At 58.6% G+C, this 16,625-nt stretch carries 12 protein-coding genes and 1 pseudogene; 5 read left to right on the top strand and 8 right to left on the bottom strand.

Annotated elements, in window-relative coordinates:
- A partial coding sequence (locus N5D30_RS23340; RefSeq protein WP_279910910.1) for a DNA/RNA non-specific endonuclease occupies positions 1 to 328 on the top strand: 328 nt, incomplete at its 5' end.
- Between the two features lie 3 nt (positions 329 to 331).
- Positions 332 to 805, top strand: a complete 474-nt coding sequence (locus N5D30_RS23335) for a hypothetical protein (protein WP_279910909.1) — start codon at positions 332 to 334, stop codon at positions 803 to 805.
- Between the two features lie 89 nt (positions 806 to 894).
- Here the strand turns inward: N5D30_RS23335 and N5D30_RS23330 are convergent, their stop codons facing one another.
- From N5D30_RS23330 to N5D30_RS23295, 8 genes and pseudogenes are all read right to left on the bottom strand, one after another.
- A complete protein-coding gene (locus N5D30_RS23330; protein ID WP_279910908.1) occupies positions 895 to 3,984 on the bottom strand; it encodes an error-prone DNA polymerase in 3,090 nt (1,029 codons plus the stop codon).
- On the bottom strand, positions 3,960 to 5,369 hold the full coding sequence (locus tag N5D30_RS23325) for a DNA polymerase Y family protein (RefSeq protein ID WP_279910907.1): 1,410 nt from the start codon (positions 5,367 to 5,369) through the stop codon (positions 3,960 to 3,962). The genes N5D30_RS23330 and N5D30_RS23325 overlap by 25 nt, the downstream gene beginning before the upstream one ends.
- Before the next feature lie 7 nt (positions 5,370 to 5,376).
- A complete protein-coding gene (gene imuA, locus N5D30_RS23320; protein WP_279910906.1) occupies positions 5,377 to 5,994 on the bottom strand; it encodes a translesion DNA synthesis-associated protein ImuA in 618 nt (205 codons plus the stop codon).
- A gap of 57 nt (positions 5,995 to 6,051) precedes the next feature.
- The gene (locus N5D30_RS23315) at positions 6,052 to 6,429 is read right to left on the bottom strand and encodes a hypothetical protein (protein ID WP_279910905.1); all 378 of its coding nucleotides are present in this window, start codon (positions 6,427 to 6,429) and stop codon (positions 6,052 to 6,054) included.
- Positions 6,430 to 6,677: 248 nt separating this feature from the next.
- Positions 6,678 to 7,301: pseudogene (locus N5D30_RS23310) on the bottom strand (ATP-dependent DNA helicase); the annotation flags it as partial.
- Positions 7,298 to 8,938: a VRR-NUC domain-containing protein gene (locus tag N5D30_RS23305; protein ID WP_279910904.1), complete on the bottom strand. Its 1,641-nt coding sequence runs from the start codon at positions 8,936 to 8,938 to the stop codon at positions 7,298 to 7,300. The gene N5D30_RS23305 and the pseudogene N5D30_RS23310, both read right to left, overlap by 4 nt.
- 349 nt (positions 8,939 to 9,287) lie before the next feature.
- The gene (locus N5D30_RS23300; protein WP_279910903.1) at positions 9,288 to 9,869 is read right to left on the bottom strand and encodes a plasmid pRiA4b ORF-3 family protein; all 582 of its coding nucleotides are present in this window, start codon (positions 9,867 to 9,869) and stop codon (positions 9,288 to 9,290) included.
- A 13-nt stretch (positions 9,870 to 9,882) separates the two neighbouring features.
- Positions 9,883 to 10,758, bottom strand: a complete 876-nt coding sequence (locus tag N5D30_RS23295; RefSeq protein ID WP_279910902.1) for a WYL domain-containing protein — start codon at positions 10,756 to 10,758, stop codon at positions 9,883 to 9,885.
- A gap of 138 nt (positions 10,759 to 10,896) precedes the next feature.
- Here N5D30_RS23295 and N5D30_RS23290 point away from each other — a divergent pair, with 138 nt between their 5' ends.
- From N5D30_RS23290 to N5D30_RS23280, 3 genes are all read left to right on the top strand, one after another.
- Entirely contained in the window at positions 10,897 to 11,565 is a 669-nt protein-coding gene (locus tag N5D30_RS23290) for a hypothetical protein (RefSeq protein ID WP_279910901.1), read from the top strand.
- A gap of 174 nt (positions 11,566 to 11,739) precedes the next feature.
- Positions 11,740 to 14,520, top strand: coding sequence for a DNA methyltransferase (locus N5D30_RS23285; protein WP_279910900.1), 2,781 nt, complete (start codon positions 11,740 to 11,742; stop codon positions 14,518 to 14,520).
- Between the two features lie 15 nt (positions 14,521 to 14,535).
- On the top strand, positions 14,536 to 16,620 hold the full coding sequence (locus tag N5D30_RS23280) for an ATP-dependent helicase (protein WP_125863953.1): 2,085 nt from the start codon (positions 14,536 to 14,538) through the stop codon (positions 16,618 to 16,620).
- Positions 16,621 to 16,625: the final 5 nt, after the last annotated feature.

The following is a 16,625-nucleotide window of genomic DNA, read 5'->3' as shown; positions in this document are numbered from 1 at the left end:
AGAGCGGAGCAAACATGCACAGCGCACAGTAGGGGCTGACGATGGCCGCTTGCCTGACGACCATGGAGGTCATCTCATCGGCTCCCAGTTTGGAGGCTTCGAGGGCTATGAAAATCTCACGCCTATGGCCAGTGAAATCAATAAATACCCCAATGGTAAATGGGGGAAAATGGAAGAGAACTGGGCACAGGCGCTAAGAGATAAGAAGAGTGTTAAAGTCCATATTGAACTGATTTATACCGATGATACGATGCGGGCGGGAACCTTCAATGTTACAGAGGTGATTGATGGTACAAGTCGCAAAATTAAAATTAATAACCCTAGGTAAAATATGAACCCACGCATTGAGAAACTTCAAAGAGAATTGGCTCAAGAAGTGTTCAACCTCACACCTGACGATTGGGCTCAGGCGAGGGCCAGCTTTATGGGGATTACGTGCTTTAGTATCACTCAGATTAGTTTTCTATCAAGTACAGGCGAGGTCTCTTCTCCAAGTATTGATCAGCGCTATGATCTTCCCTTCGAGAAGCTTCGCCAAGAAATGGCAGCCCAGGACATCAATGGCCACGCCTGGTACACAGCAATCTTCACGTTAACCCCGGATGGGAAATTCAAGTTTGAGTTCGACTACGACCATCTGCCTACCTTCGACATCATGCCTGATCCCGAAGACTGGTTGGATGAGTTCAAACAGTATCCCCGACCTGAGCTGCAGGCGCAGATTCAGGATTGGATTGATGGCCGAGTACCCGATAAGGATTGGCGACTGTTGGTGGAAAGGCTTGAGCAGCTTGCATCTCGCTAGTGCCCTCGCGGGTGGATTTAGTTGAGACTGTTTGCCGCCACGGCGTTTCGATGATTGCTTCACCGATTTGCCTGTATGCCCACCCGATGTCATCGAAAATCCCGGCTGCGCACATCCAACCCAGTCAGCAGGGAAGTGAGGTCGCTCAGCCGGCCGGCGATGACGTGACGCACGCCATCCGCTGCCTCCAAATGTCCATCGATGCGCAACATCTGTGATTGCACCAGCACCCGCCGTTGACGCTCGGCCAAGTCGTGCCAGACCACCACGTTGACCAGTCCGAACTCGTCCTCGAGGGTAACGAAGATTACCCCGCTGGCGGTTTGCGGACGCTGGCGACCGATCACCAGCCCCGCAACGCTGACCGGTCGGCCTGGTTCGACAGCGACAAGCTCGCGTGAACTGCGACAGCGCTGAGCCTTGAGCTGGCGACGCAGCAGCGCCAGGGGATGAGGGCCGAGAGTCGTGCCCAGGGTCGCGTAGTCGGTGAGCAGATCCTCGCCGACCGTAGGTAGCGGCAGGCTCACAGGTGTTTCAGTGGGCGAGGCCTGCCCGGCGAACAGAGGCAACTGCGGCTCCACACCGGCCACGGCCCAGCGCGCCCGATGACGATGTCCGGCAAGGCCTCGCAGGGCGCCGGAATCTGCCAGCCGTTCGCGGGCCCGGGCATCTAATCCGGTACGCCGGCTCAGGTCCTCGAGATCCATGAAGGAGCTTCTCTGGCGTGCTCTCTCGATGCGCCGTGCATCGTCCTCGCGCATGCCTTTGACCATCCGCAGCCCAAGGCGAATGGCCGGCTGTGCATGGCTGGTCGGCTCCAGGCTGCAGTCCCACTCGCTGTAACGCACGTCCACCGGACGCACTTCGATGCCGTGTCGGCGAGCGTCCTGCAGCACCTGGTCAGGGCTGTAGAAACCCATCGGCCAGCTGTTGACCAAGGCACAGGCGTAGGCCGCCGGCTCATGACACTTCAACCAGCAGCTGGCGTAGGTGAGCAGGGCGAAGCTGGCGGCGTGGGATTCGGGAAAACCGTAGCTACCAAACCCTTCGATCTGCCTGAAGATGCGCTCGGTGAATTCGGCTGTGTAGCCCTTTTCGAGCATGCGCGAGGTCAGCCGCAGGCGGTGCGGTTCCAGTCCGCCATGACGTTTCCAGGCCGCCATGCTGCGACGCAGTTCATCGGCTTCACCCGGGGTGTAGTCAGCGGCGACGATGGCCAGTTCCATCACCTGCTCCTGGAACAGCGGCACACCGAGGGTGCGCTCGAACACCGGCCTCAATTCCTCGGAGGGGTATTCCACCAACTCTTCACCGTTCCGCCGGCGCAGGTAGGGATGCACCATGTCGCCCTGGATCGGCCCGGGCCGAACGATGGCCACCTGGATCACCAGGTCGTAGAACTCCTTGGGCCTCAGGCGCGGCAACATGGCCATCTGCGCTCGCGACTCGATCTGGAACACGCCGATGGTGTCGGCGCGGCTGATCATCTCGTAGGTCGCCTTGTCGTCCTGGGGCAGCTCAGCCAGTGTCCAGCGAGTACCGCAGTAGCGTTCGATCAACCCGAAGCATCGGCGCAGTGCGGTGAGCATGCCGAGAGCCAACACGTCGACCTTGAGCAGACCGACCAGATCGAGATCGTCCTTATCCCACTGAATCACGGTGCGATCGGCCATCGTGGCATTTTCCACCGGCACCAGCGTCTCCAGCGGGTGCTCCGAGATCACGAAGCCTCCCGGGTGCTGTGACAGATGACGAGGAAAACCGATCAGCTCTCCAGTTAGCGCCAGTACCCGACGCAGCACTGGGTTGTCCGCGTCGAAGCCGGCTTCGGCCAGGCGCTCCGCCGACGGTGGGCGGTTGCTCCAGCGCCCGCAGCAATCGGCCAAGGCATTGATCTGATCGGGCGGCAAGCCGAGTGTTTTGGCGATGTCGCGCACCGCGCCAGCGCCGTGGTAAGTGCTCACGACTGCGGTCAGCGCGGCACGCCCTCGCCCATAGCGGCGAAACACGTACTGGATGACTTCCTCGCGGCGCTCATGCTCGAAGTCGACATCGATGTCCGGCGGCTCGTTGCGCTCACGAGACAGAAAGCGCTCGAACAGCAGCTTGCTGCTCGCGGGGTTCAGTTCGGTGATGCCCAGGGCAAAGCACACCGTGGAGTTCGCTGCAGAGCCTCGGCCCTGGCAGAGGATGTGCTCATTGCGAGCGAAGCGGACGATGTCATGGACCGTGAGGAAATAACTCTCGTAGCGCAGCTCGGTAATCAGCGCTAACTCGTACTCGAGCTGCGTTTGACTATCTGCCGGTACGCCATCTGGCCAGCGCCACTGGGCGCCTTGCCGGACCAGCTCACGTAGCCAGGAGGTGGCGTCGTGGCCTGTGGGTACCAGCTCGTGCGGGTACTGATAGTGCAATTGCTCGAAATCGAAGGTGCAGCGCGCGGCAATGCGCAGTGTCTCGGCGAGCAGTTCTGGCGGATACAGCTCGATCAGTTCCTCGTGGCGTCGTAGGTGGCGTTCGCCGTTGGAAAACAGATAGGCGCCTGCTTCGGCTACCGGCAGATGATGACGGATGGCCGTCATGCAGTCCTGCAACGCCCGGCGGCCCCGGGCATGCATGTGTACATCGCCACAGGCTACGGGCGGCAGGTCATTTTCCTTGGCCAGCTTGAGCAGTTGGCGCAGGCGTGTGGCGTCGTCCGCGCCCCGGTGCAGTTCAACACCCAGCCACAGCCGATCTGGAAAATGCTCTCGCAGCCACGGCACATGCCGGGCATTTTCCGCCGGCAGCCAGATTGCCAGCAGGCCTTCCAGTGGCTGGTCGAAATCATCGAACAACAGCCGGTAGGTGCCTTTCTCGGCACGACGCCGGGCGAGGGTGATCAGACGGCAGAGCGCCTGATAGCCGCCGAGATCTTCGGCCAGCAGGACCAGCTTGGGGCCATGCTCGATGTGCATCTCGCTGCCGACAATCAGCGGCAGGCCGGTGTCCTTCGAGGCCTGCCAGGCACGGACGATGCCTGACAGGGTGCACTCATCGGTGATCGCCAGAGCTCGATAGCCAAGGCGGGCGGCACGCTCGAACAGCTCGTCGGCACTGGAAGCACCGCGCTGGAAGCTGAAATTGGACAGGCAGTGCAGCTCGACATAGTCGGTCATGCGAACCAACCATGTAACCACAGCGGCCCCTCGGACGTGCGAAAGGCCCAGCCGCGCTGGCCAGCGCGTGTCTCTACCAGGTAGTAATCGCGGCGCACGTCGCCACCGTCCCACCAGCCAGACTCGATGCGTTCCGGGCCAGCGAGGATGCGTAGCGAGTCTTCACGCAGCGGTTGCGGCTCGGCCAGTAGCCAACTGGGGCGAGGACCCGTGGCGGGGAGGGGAGAGCCTGGTTTGCGCTGTCCTGTTTGCCAGGCGTGTTCGGGGCGATGGTCGGCGCGGGCATCCAGCCCCTGCACGGCATCGTCGCCCAAGCGGGCGCGCAAACGCTCGCGCAACTGCTCCCAGGGCAGCGATTGCTGCGGGCGGTCATCGAATAGCTGGCGGTGCTCCGGGGTGAAGGCTGGCAGTTCGCGCGCCACCAGCCGCACCGCCAGTACCGGTGCCGGCAGTTGCAGGTGTTCCAGGCGGCCCCGGGTCAGCTCGAAGAGCATGGCTGCTTCACGCTCGGCAGCGAGCAGGCCGACCAGCACCTGGGTGTCGGCCTGATTGCGGTGCTCCAGGTGCAGGACGAAGCGCTGCACCCCGCTGTCGCGGCCCGCGAGAAAGGCAGCGAGGTCGGCGGTCAGTCGGCGTAGCGGGAACAGCAGCGCTTGGTGCGACTCGACTTCGAAATTCAGTTCGATACGTGCGTCGAACACATCCGGAGGGCGATAGAAATCCAGGGCTAACGGGCGATGACCGAGCAGCGTATCGAGCTGAATCAGCACTTCGGTGGGGAAGCGTTTCGCCAGGCTGTCGCGCGGCAGGGCGAGCAGTTGTCGCAGATGGCGTAGTCCCATGCGGGCGAAGGATGTCGCGACTTCACGAGGTAGGCCGAGACGGTCCACCGGCAGCCGGTCGAGTGTCTGGCGCAGCGTCCTGGTATCGGTGATCGCCAGACCGTCGTGGGTGTTGGCCAGTACCCGCGCAGCCGCTGGGTTGGGCGCGAGGGTAATGCGGTGCTGGAAGCCCAGTGCGGTCAGTTCTTCGCGCAGGCGCGCCTCGAAGCGAGGCCAGGGACCGAACAGACCGAAGCTGGACTGCACCTCCAGTAGTAGGCAGCGCGGATAGTGTAGGCTGACCTGGGCACTGAAGCCGTAGGCCCAGGCGGCGAGGAAACGTTGCCAGTGCTCGATGGCCGCCAGATCGTAGTCGGCCGTGACGAAGTCGCGGATGAGCGCCTGGGCCGCGGTGAGGGTTTGGCCGGGTTTTAGGCCGAGCGCGCGGGCCGCCGGGTTGACCGCCTGCAGTACGCGACGTTGCGGTGTACCAGCAAGCAGTACCAGGGGAGCGTCGGTGTCGGTGCAGTGGCGCAGCACGCCATCCATGGCCAGTTGCGGCAGCAGAATGCAGGCCCAGAGCATGTCAGCCTCACCGCCAGGCCGCTGCGATTGGCTGTGCAGGAGCCAGGCCGCCACGACACTTGAGTACCCGTAGCTGAGCCGGGTGGGCATCGATAGCCAGGCGAAGAGCCGCGGGTGATGGGTTTACCGCTTCCTCCAGGGGGCGGTAGGCGAACGCCAGCGTCTGGCCTGTTTCAGCAGCTACCTGCAGACGACGCAAGGCTCTGTCGTCAGCCTGTCGGGGCCAGCAGAGCACGGCGCCACAACTGCCTGAGCGCAGGCACTGTTCGGCGGCCCATAGGGCGTCGCGCCCCGTAGCCTGGACGATGGCCAGATGGCGTAAGTCCACATTGGCCGAGAGCCAGGCTTGGGGGTAGGGCAGATGGGGAGGTCCTACCAAGACCACTCGCTCGCCTGCGGCGGTCAGACGTGCCAGGGTGGGCCATAACAGGCGAAGCTCGCCGATACCAGTCTTGGCGACCAGGATCTCGCTCAGCGCCGAGTCCGGCCAGCCTCCACCAGGAAGGGCCGCGTCCAGTTCCGCGTACCCCGTTGGATGAGGGCTGGGAGAGGGGGAAGCAATGGCCTGACCTCGCCAGACGCGACGCGCGTCGAGCAGACGGTCAAGGGCGACCACGGATGCCATGACAAAAAATCCGAATACTGTGTTTATGTACAGTATTCGATATGCCTCAGACTTTGGTCAAGCCGAGGCGACGAGTGTTGCATTCACCGCGACCTTGAAGATGCCCTTGTCGGAGATCATTCTCGAACCTGAAAGCTCTTCGAAGGGACGGCATGTCGAAATGCAAGACAATGCATGTAGGCGAAGCTTGATCTGGTCGTTCAGCAACGCTGATGGTGGGAATCCTGAGGAAATAGCAAAGGACGATTTATGCAGGACGCTGATAAACGCTGTCGGGAGTACTACCACGCTCAATTTGAGCGATATCTGCAATGTCATGCTCCCAGTGCAGCGCTTGATGAATGCCTGAATGACTTCCTCGACCAGCGGCCAAGCGGTAAGTACACGTGGCGGAATCGTGCTTCTGGATTGGCTGAGGCCGATTTCTGGTGGCAACCTGTAAACGTGGCTGGGGCTGGTCTAACCAGTCTGGCGCTTGCGCGCATGCTGCATTTTGATGACACCATCAAAATCGACGCGCCTATGTCATTACCACCACCCCACCTCCCAAGTACAAATGGGCCAGAGACCACTGGCCGCTATTGGGTGAAGTGGAAGAGTGGCTTGCCCAGGAAGCGCCTTAGACGTAGTTGCCCTAAGACAGCGCTCCGGTGCGGGAGAGTTCGTCATTCTTCCGGGACAACGGCCTGAGCCATCAGGGTGTGGCCATCACGGGCGCTGCGATATACCGCTTCGGCCAACTGGCGTTGCCCACGGCGAAAATCGGGGTAGGGGAAGCGCAGCGTATCCAGGTAGGCATCGCGTATTTTTCGGTGGGCTTCTTCCTGCTCTGCCCAGACCAGAAAGCGCTGACACTGCTGCTCGAAAAACTGCTGCAGGTCGGCGGCACTCATCACTTCGATGAAGGCATTCTCGGTGTGGGTGAGCACGTTGAAGTAAACGACGGCCAGCTCCACTTCCTGCAGATCCAACTGCTGGCAGAGCAGCCAGCCGTAGACCTTCACCTGCGCCCAGTGCAGCGCTCGGTGGTTAGCCGGGATGCGGCTGATATCGCCCCGGTGGGTTTTTATTTCTTCGAGACGATTGCGCTCCGGGTCATAGCCATCAGCGCGACCACTGACGAAGAGTCCGGGGTAGCTGCCGCTGAGTGGCAGTTCGGCAATGTAGTCAGAGCCGCGCCGGCCCACCACGGTCTGGTGACCGGCGATGCCTTCCTGAGCGGTGGGTGAGGGCGTGAAACGCAGGTCAAGATCACCCTCCTTGGCGGTGAACTCGCAGAGGGCACGTACCGCTACGGCGTAGGTCATGCCGCGGCCCATCTCACGTAACAGACCTCGACCGGAATGCCCTGCTCGGCGGCAAACGCCAGCCAGCGCTTCTGGTTGTCCTGCAGGCGGTCGCCTGGGCCTTTTACTTCAATCATCCGGTAGCGCTGTTCCTGCGGATAAAACTGAATCAGATCCGGCATGCCGGCGCGGTTGGCTTTCAGGTCACGCAACAGGCGGGTAAAGCAGGCATGCAGATGTGCAGCGGGAATGCACTGCAGCGCCAGGTCCAGCAGCGCTTCATCAAGCATGCCCCAGAACACGAAGGGCGACTGTAGACCGAGCTTCTCCTGATACCGATCCTTGATCAATTGCCCGTAGCCGGGTTGTTCAAGCCGCTGCAGGCAGCGCTCGAAAAGAGGTTGGCGACGCGCATAAAAGTCCGGGCTGTGCAGGTCCACCGGGCCGCTGTGGAACGGGTGAAAAAACGCCCCCGGCAGCGGCGCGAAGATCGCCTCCCAGCACAGCAAGCCGAACAGGCTGCAAATAAGGGTGTTTTCCACGTAATGCACCGGAGCATCATCCTGCTGCAGATGATCACGCACGGCGATTTCCACACAGCCATGTGCCGGCATCGGCAACACCAGGTCGATACGGCTCTCGCCCACTGCCTTGGCGCGCTTCATCGTCGGCAGGCCGAGCTTACGCCGCAGGCGGGTGAGGGCCCGTTCCAGACGCTGACTTTCTTCATCACTGCCCGGCTCCTGGCTAAAGACCTGCGCCTGATCATGGGCCTCGGTATCCCGTCCCAGTTGTTCCAGCACGCGAATCTGCCGCCAGCGTGCTTCGCCATGATTGCTTTCCTGATAGAGCAGCAGGGACTGCTCCAACTCGCAGCTCTTCTCCAGTTGCTGAGCGATCTGAAACAGCAGGCGCGACTGGCGACTGCACAGGTAGGGGTTGCTTGAACTGAACGCCAATAACGGCGGCACGATGTCCGCCAGATCTGCGCCTTGCTCAACACTGACGCGCAACTGGCGCAGGTGCAGGTAATCCTCAAGATCCTGACGACACTGAAAACCCCGCGACTCCGGGCTTATGTCCACCGATTCGTAACGGTAGATGCCCAGATCCGCCAGCACGAACTCGGACCAGTCCTGGGCCAGATTGCCAAAGAACATCAGGCGCAGACGGTCGCACAATTCGCCCACCATCAAGCTCAGCAACTGATCATCCAGCCCAGGGCACCAGTCCCTGAAGGTCTGAGCAGGTAGCTCCGTGCCGTGCAGTTGTTCGAGCAGCTCGGCCTTTTTCTGCGTGGCGCGGCGGTCGGTGAGCGGCAGATAAGTCAGCACCTCATCCTTGCGCAGCAGCTCGGCAACCTCATCCGCGGTCAGTACCGCTTGTTCGGTGATCCAGCCCTGTTCAAGCAGTGGGCCGGCTGCCGTCATGCAGTCGCCTATTTCTGGGTAGACGAGCTTGCTCAGGCGAAAATGGCAGCCCTTGCGCATGACCATACGCACCAGCAAAGCCTGGGATGGCCAGGCCATGGTGTGGAAGGTGTCGAGAAAGGCGCGCTCTTCATCCGACAGCAAGTCGGCATAGCGCTCAGCCACCCAAGCGAGTGCGGTGCGGAAATTGCTGAGGTAGTAGAGCTCGGGCGGTAGTGGGGCGGACATGGTAGTGATTACTGTATTCTTGTACAGGATTGTCCGCTTTGACGCCTGGGCGATCAACTATCAGAGGTTCTGCCTATACCCCACGCAATGAGAAGTGAGCGGCGGCGTTCTTGACATGGATACCATGCCAGCGCGGCTCACCTACGGCTGCCATGCCATCTGATTGAGCACGGCTGAATCCAAGGATGAGTATGGCTAACTGCCGACTATCTTCATGATAACGTTCCGTCCAATTTCATGATCCGGATCCGTCTAAATTCAGGGTGTGAGGCCATTCTTGCTGAAAGCCGGCGCTCTGAATGACTGAAACTTTGCTTCGAGAGGGTTGGCAGCTTACTGGGCTAGTCGGCTAGCCCCAGAAGTTGTTGCAGATCCGTTGAACTGCTGCATTAGCCGCTCGGCGATCAAACAGCTCTGCATCGAAGCTGCCGCCTGCCCATTCCAGCGCACTGCGGCCTTCGTCACTGTCAGCCTGTTGGGTAACCTGCAGGAAGTGCTGATAGCCCGGAACTCCGCCCACATCTTCCGGTGGACAGGCCCGGGAGCCGTCTAGCACTTCGCACCAGGTTCCGCTGAAATCACAGGGCTCGCTGGCCTCCACTGCGATCACATGCTGCCAGCTATCACCGAAGTCGTAGAGGTAGCGCAGTCGGTCTGTGTTCTTCAGGACTCGCTTGAGTTTGACCTTGCGATCGTCCAGGGCGTCTTCGAACATGTCGGCAAATTCGGCGTCCAGCGGCATGTAGCGATTAAGCCCGTCACTGAACTCATGTAGATGGACGCTGCTCCAGCCAAACGCAGCTTGGATGAAGTGATGCAGCTTGCGTAGCGTGCAGTCGCCGGTCACCTGTATCCGCCGCCAAATCGGTGGGTTGAAGTGCAGCGGCTCCAGCTGGATATGCAGGGTGTACAGTTGAGGCTGAGTAGCCATGGGAACTCCGCGTTCAGTGGTATAGCCAGGGATGCAGTTCATCGAGGTTGGCGACGACGATCTGCTGTGCGGTGGCTTTGGCATGCACCTTGGCCGGGTCGATCTGGTAGCGCTGCAGCACGTACTGCACAAGAGCACCTCGGGTCTCGATCACCAGTTGTCCGTCACGCATGCCGTAGTCGGCTTCGATAATCGCGCGCTGCTCCGGCTTGAGGCGAGAGTCCGGTTCAATGATGACCTGCACCTGACTGTTCCAACCCGTATCATGCACATGGGTATTTTCGGTTTCGTCGTCCATTAACCCGGGCTCACCACGAAAGCGGCTAAGCACGAAGTCGCGGTAATCTCGATTCTTCTCGCAATAGGCGCGCACATGCCAGCGCGTGCCGGTGAAGATCAGCGTATGCGGCGCGATCAGACGGGTTTCGCCGTCCGGCGTCGTGAAGGACACATACTCGCACTCCAGTCGCAGCCCATCGCGGCAGGCCTTGATGAGTGGACGCAGCACCTCCGGGCGTACTGAGCGATCCGGCACATCCAGTACCTCAGTGTGCGCATAGGCCAGCGCCAGTCCTTCTATGTGCGGTGCCCGGTCGTGATTCTGGTTGAGTAGGTGCAGGTAGGCGCTGGCGCTGTCATCGATGAATAGCGGCTTGAAGCGCCGGCTCGGCACGTACCCCTTCAAATGCTTGTCATATTCGAGGTTCTTAGGCGCGTATTCGCTGATGTAGGAGTTGATGTCCTTTGACGCCTGCTGGCGGCTGATGCCAAAGCTCTGCATCAGGTGGTTTGTCGTCAGGCGGCCCTCCCACCAGACCACGGTCTCGATTAGGCGGTAGCGTAGCGCTAGATCCCAGCGCACGGACTCGATTTCCTGCTTGCGTTTCATGCCAGCCTCACTTGCTCGAAAACTTTACCTGTACAGACGCACACTCTAGATACGTCAAGCCACGCTACATATCTTGATCCTGACAAACAAGCCGGCCAATCCAGGCTGGCTCAGGAAGTGCAATCAAGGAGTAGTGAAATGGCATTGATCAACTGCGGCGAGTGCGATCGCATGGCCAGCGACCAGGCGGTTGCCTGTCCGCATTGTGGTGCGCCTATCGCTAAGCAGACTGCCACCGTTCAAATGCATCCCGCCCAAGCTATGAGCCGCAACGTCGGCTTCTGGCTGGGCGTCGGTATTTTTCTGTTTCCGGTCATCTTTGTTTGGTTCCTGCTGCGCCAAGGGCATAGCACTACCAGCCGGGTGATCGGCTTTGTCTGGCTCGCGCTGATGGTGGTTGCGATGGCCTCGGGGGATCGTCCGTCCAGCAAGCCTGCTCCAGCCTCAAGCAGTCAGAGCCAACCGGCGAAAGTGGTTGCTCCTGTTGAGCCACTGCTAGAAGTGAGCGCTCAGCAACTGGCCCAGGCCTATGACCGCAATACGGTCGCGGCGGACCAGCAGTTCAAAGGCAAGACCTTCAAGGTCACTGGCGTGGTGGATTCCATTAATACCGATCTGTTCGGCAACCCCTACGTCACTCTGCGGGGCGGGGTAAATCAGTTCATGGAGCCGCAATTCAAACTTGATGATGCCCATGCCAACTACGCCGCCGGGCTGCAGAGTGGCATGCGCGTCAGCCTGATCTGCATTGGGGGAGGTGATGTGGCCAAGACGCCCATGTCCAAGGACTGCTCCCCAGCCAACTAAGTTGGAAAATCAGCACCTGAGCCGTTTACCGATACTGGCCCGAAGTTATCCAACCGGTTAAGGTGTGGCATCGATCACATATACCTCGCAGGGAAGCGGCGAGCACGCCCTACCCTGCAAGCTTTAGGGCGGCAAAGCTTTTGGCTGGCCACAGATGAATAAAAGGAAGACTTCATGTCGATCAACCAAACTCAGCTTTACGACACCCTTCAATCTCTTACCCAGCGTGAGGATGCCCAGGCCGAGTTCATTTATGGCTTCCTGGATGCCTATGGCTTTGCCAAGAGCACCATCACCCAGGTCAGGAACGGCGGTGCTCGCAACGTGGCTAAGGTCGCGGGTGATGTGGCGCTGAAAGGCCAGCTCTATTTCCGTGCGATTCCGGCGGGCGAAAATGTTCATGAGGCGGCGGAAAGCCTGAAGGACAGCGATGTCATCAAGGCCCAGAAGATCCGCTTCGTCATCGTTACCAACTTCAATGATCTGGTGGCCTATGACGTGAAGGCTGATGAGCGCATGGAAACGCCGTTCACCGACCTGCATCAGCAGTACACCTTCTTCCTGCCGCTGGCCGGCCTCGAGAAAAGCTATACCCATTCGGAAAGCGTGGCAGACGTTAAGGCTGCTGAGAAAATGGGGCGGCTGTTCGATCTGATTCGTGAGCGTAACCAAATCAGCACTGCTGAAGAGGTTCATGCGCTCAACGTGTTCCTGACCCGGCTACTGTTCTGTTTCTTTGCTGAAGATACGGGGATCTTCGCCAAGAACCAGTTCACAGATGCGATTAAGTCGACGACCCGCGAGGATGGCGAGGATCTGGCTGAGTTCTTGGGCAAGCTGTTTGCTGTGCTCAACGAGTCGGACAACAGCAGCCTGCGGCAGTCACTGCCGAAGCACCTGAGCGACTTCCCGTATGTGAACGGCGGCCTGTTCGAGAAGGAAACGCCGATCCCGGTGTTTGGGGCCAAGTCGCGCCGTCTGTTGCTGGAATGCAGCACCCTGGACTGGTCGCAGATCAACCCCGACATCTTCGGCTCGATGTTCCAGGCGGTGATCGATGAGGATCAGCGCGGCACGCTGGGGCAGCACTACACCTCCGTGAGCAACATCATGAAGGTCATCAAGCCGCTGTTCCTCGACAAGCTTTATGCCGAGTTGGAACGCTCCCGTGGCAGTGAGAAGAAGCTCCAGGCCCTGCTGGAGCGGGTGTCGTCCATCAAGGTATTCGACCCTGCCTGCGGCTCTGGCAACTTCTTGATCATCGCTTACAAGGAGCTGCGCCGCTTCGAGATGGAGGTGTTACGTGCGCTGAACGCCGTCAGCAAGCAGAACGTCATCTTCATGACGGGTATCCAGCTGTCTCAGTTCTACGGCATCGAGATTGACGATTTCGCGCATGAGATTGCCCTGCTGTCTCTTTGGCTGGCCGAGCACCAGATGCACCAGGAGTTCCAGGTGGCGTTCGGGCATGCCGAGCCGATGCTGCCGCTGAAAGCGAGTGGGAATATCGTGCATGGAAATAGCTTGACCATGAGTTGGGAATCGATATGTCCGCGGTTTGGTGAAAATAAATCTCCGGCTGAGGTTTATATATGTGGAAATCCTCCATTTGTTGGTAAGAAGGACAGGACAAGCGCTCAGTCTGATGATCTTGAGAGAATTCTTGGTGGGGTTAAAGGCTTTAAGTGCCTTGATTATGTTTCGTGCTGGTTTTATAAGGCCGCTGAGTTTGTCGGCGGAACGATTTGTGAGTGCTCTTTTGTTGCAACAAACTCTATTGCTCAGGGTGAGCAGGTGGGGGTTTTGTGGCCATCGATAAAAGATATTGGGGTTTCTATATCTTTTGCGTACAGACCATTTGTTTGGAAGAATAGCGCAAAGTCAAACGCTGGCGTCCATGTCGTTGTAATTGGACTCTCTTTCTCAAGAAAAGAATTCAAGATATTTGATGAGTCTTCTGGTGAATTAATGGAGTCGAAGGCGAAAAACATAAATCCTTACCTCCTTGACTCTGATTGCGGACCTGTACTGTCTAGATCTGCTGCGCTGTGCGATGTCAGTATGATTATGGATGGTAATAACTATACAAAGAGCAGCGGACTTATAATGGATAGCTCTGAGAAGGATGAGCTTATTCGGCTGGAGCCAAAATCTGCCAAGTGGATTAGGAGGTTTGTTGGTGCTGATGAGTTTTTGAAATCGAAGGATCGATGGTGCCTTTGGCTGAGAGATGCGAGAATTGAAGAAATTCTTGATATGCCGCTAGTTAAAGATAGAGTTGATTCCGTAAGGCAAGAGCGACTCCTCAGCGATAAGAAAGAGACTCGCGAGAAAGCATCGTTGGTGCCACATCTTTTCCCTGAGATTAGGCAGCCTAGAGATGGGCAATACCTTATTGTTCCTAGGGTTACGTCTGAGCGAAGAGTTTATGCCCCTATTGGGTATATGGACGCATCGGTAATCACCAGCAATCAAGTTTTGATGATTCCGGAAGCTGGCCTCTTTGAGTTCGGAGTGCTTTCATCAGAGACTCATATGGATTGGCTGAGGGTGGTTGGTGGACGGCTTGAGAGCCGTTACCGTTACTCAGCCTCTCTGGTTTACAACACCTTTCCTTGGCCAGAAGTAACCGATGCCCAGCGCAGGGAGATCGAGTTACTTGCAGAAGATGTGCTGATGGCCCGCGAAAACTACCCCGATAAGTCACTTGCTAATCTGTATGACCCGGAATTAATGCCCGATGATCTTAAGGCTGCGCACAAGGCGCTCGATGCTGCTGTTGAGCATCTCTACCGTGCTCGGCCGTTCCGTGATGCTTTTGAGCGGCTAGAGCATCTGTTCGCACGCTATGAGAAGCTGATCGAGCAGGAGAATCAGCAGAAGGCTGCTGAGGCTGCTGCCAAGAAGCTTCGTAAACCGCGCGCAGCCAAGACGGTCACCGCTGAACAACTTTGAAAGGATGCACCCACGATGGTTGATTTGCTGAAGGTTGAGTACGCCCAGACGGGCAAGAGTGCGACGCTGAATGAGATGGGGATGCGCGAGATGCAGGCCAGGGCCTTCGCCTCCCGTAACAGTCAGTACCTGCTGCTCAAGGCACCACCGGCCAGCGGGAAATCGCGGGCCTTGATGTTCCTGGGCCTCGACAAGCTGATCAACCAAGGGCTTCGCAAGGTGATCGTAGCGGTGCCGGAGATGTCCATCGGCGCCTCATTCCGGGATACCGCGCTGACCAAGGATGGTTTCTTTGCTGACTGGTCAGTGTTGCCGCACAACAACCTGTGCGTGCCAGGCGGTGAGCCTGGCAAGGTGCAGGCATTCAAGCGATTCATGGATAACCCTGCTGAGCAAACGCTGGTGTGCACCCACGCGACTCTGCGCTTTGCCTTCGAGCAGCTTACCCCTGCCGACTTCAATGACACGCTGATCGCCATTGACGAGTTCCACCACGTTTCGGTCGACGGCGAAAACCGCCTCGGTGCGCTGCTGGATGCCGTGATGAAGGAGTCCAGTGCTCACATCGTAGCGATGACCGGCTCCTACTTCCGCGGTGACACAGTGCCGATTCTGTTGCCGGAGGACGAGGTAAAGTTCGATAAGGTGACCTACACCTACTACGAACAGCTGAATGGCTACCGCTACCTGAAGTCGCTAGGCCTTGGCTACCACTTCTACCAGGGGCGCTACATCGATGCTCTGAAGGATGTTCTGGATACCCGTAAAAAGACCATCATTCACATCCCGAACGTCAACAGTGGTGAGTCCACCAAGGACAAGCACGGGGAAGTTGACCACATCCTTGATGTGATGGGGGCCGTGCTCAAACAAGATCCAAACACCGGAATCATCACTGTTCGCCGCTCTGATGGCTCGCTCATGAGAGTGGCCAATCTGGTTGATGATGGCCCGATTCGTGCCTCGGTCGTGGAGTACCTGCGGGGCGTCACATCTGGCGATGATCTCGATGCTGTGATTGCGTTGGGCATGGCTAAGGAAGGCTTCGACTGGCCCTGGTGTGAGCATGTCCTGACCATCGGCTATAGGGCCTCGATGACCGAGGTGGTGCAAATCATCGGTCGTGCCACGCGTGATTCTCCGGGCAAAACCCACGCGCAGTTCACCAACCTGATCGCCCAGCCGGACGCCGAAGATGAAGACGTGAAAGTGTCGGTGAACAACATGCTCAAGGCGATCACCCTGTCCTTGCTGATGGAGCAGGTTCTGGCACCGACCGTGAACTTCAAGCCGCGCTCGCAGCTCAAGGATGGCGAAGTTGTTGAACCCGGCACGATCATCATCAACGACGTTACCGCCCCGGTGTCCGATAAGGTCATCAAGATTCTTAATGGGGACAGTGATGACATCGTCGCCGCTTTGCTTCAGAAGCCCAAGGTTGGCGAGTCACTGATTGGTGGTGTCGAGCCCGAGGTAATCAACGAGGTTGAGCTGCCGAAGATCATCGAAACGAAGTACCCCGACCTGACCCCGGATGAGATTGAGCAGGTCCGAGTTGGCGTGCTGACCAAGGCCATGATTGGTAGCTCAGGTGGACTGTTCGATGAAAAAGATCTGCCGCCTGGGGCGGTGATCATTGGGGAGGAGGATGCTTCTGGCAGCAATGCGGGTGGTGTAGGTATCCAGCTGGAAGACTCTGATGGGGGCGCAGGCCAGAAACTGCCTCTTCCGCCGCCCAAGTCCCCAGAAGGCAGCCGCCAATTTGTGAAAATGGGCGACAGGTTCATCAATATCGATAATGTCACCATCGACCTGATTGACCAGGTTAACCCGTTCCATGGAGCTTACGAGATCCTGTCTAAGTCGGTTACGCCGGCGATGCTGAAGACCATTCAGGATGTGGTAGCGGGCGCTCGAATCACCATGACTGACGAGGAGGCGGTGATTCTCTGGCCACGTATTGTGAAGTTCCGCCAGGAGAAAGGTCGGGAGCCTTCTTTGACCTCGAATGATCCTATTGAGGCGCGCTATGCCGAAGGGTTGGAGTATCTCAAGAGGCGTAAGCGCGAGAAGCTTCAGCAGCAGGCTCAGGAAGTGTGAGGGGC

This window comes from Pseudomonas sp. GD03875 (genome assembly GCF_029840585.1).
Taxonomy (GTDB): Bacteria; Pseudomonadota; Gammaproteobacteria; order Pseudomonadales; family Pseudomonadaceae; genus Aquipseudomonas; species Aquipseudomonas paralcaligenes.
The sequence above is the reverse complement of the archived record's forward strand: the minus strand, read 5'-3'. Positions and strand labels throughout refer to the sequence as shown.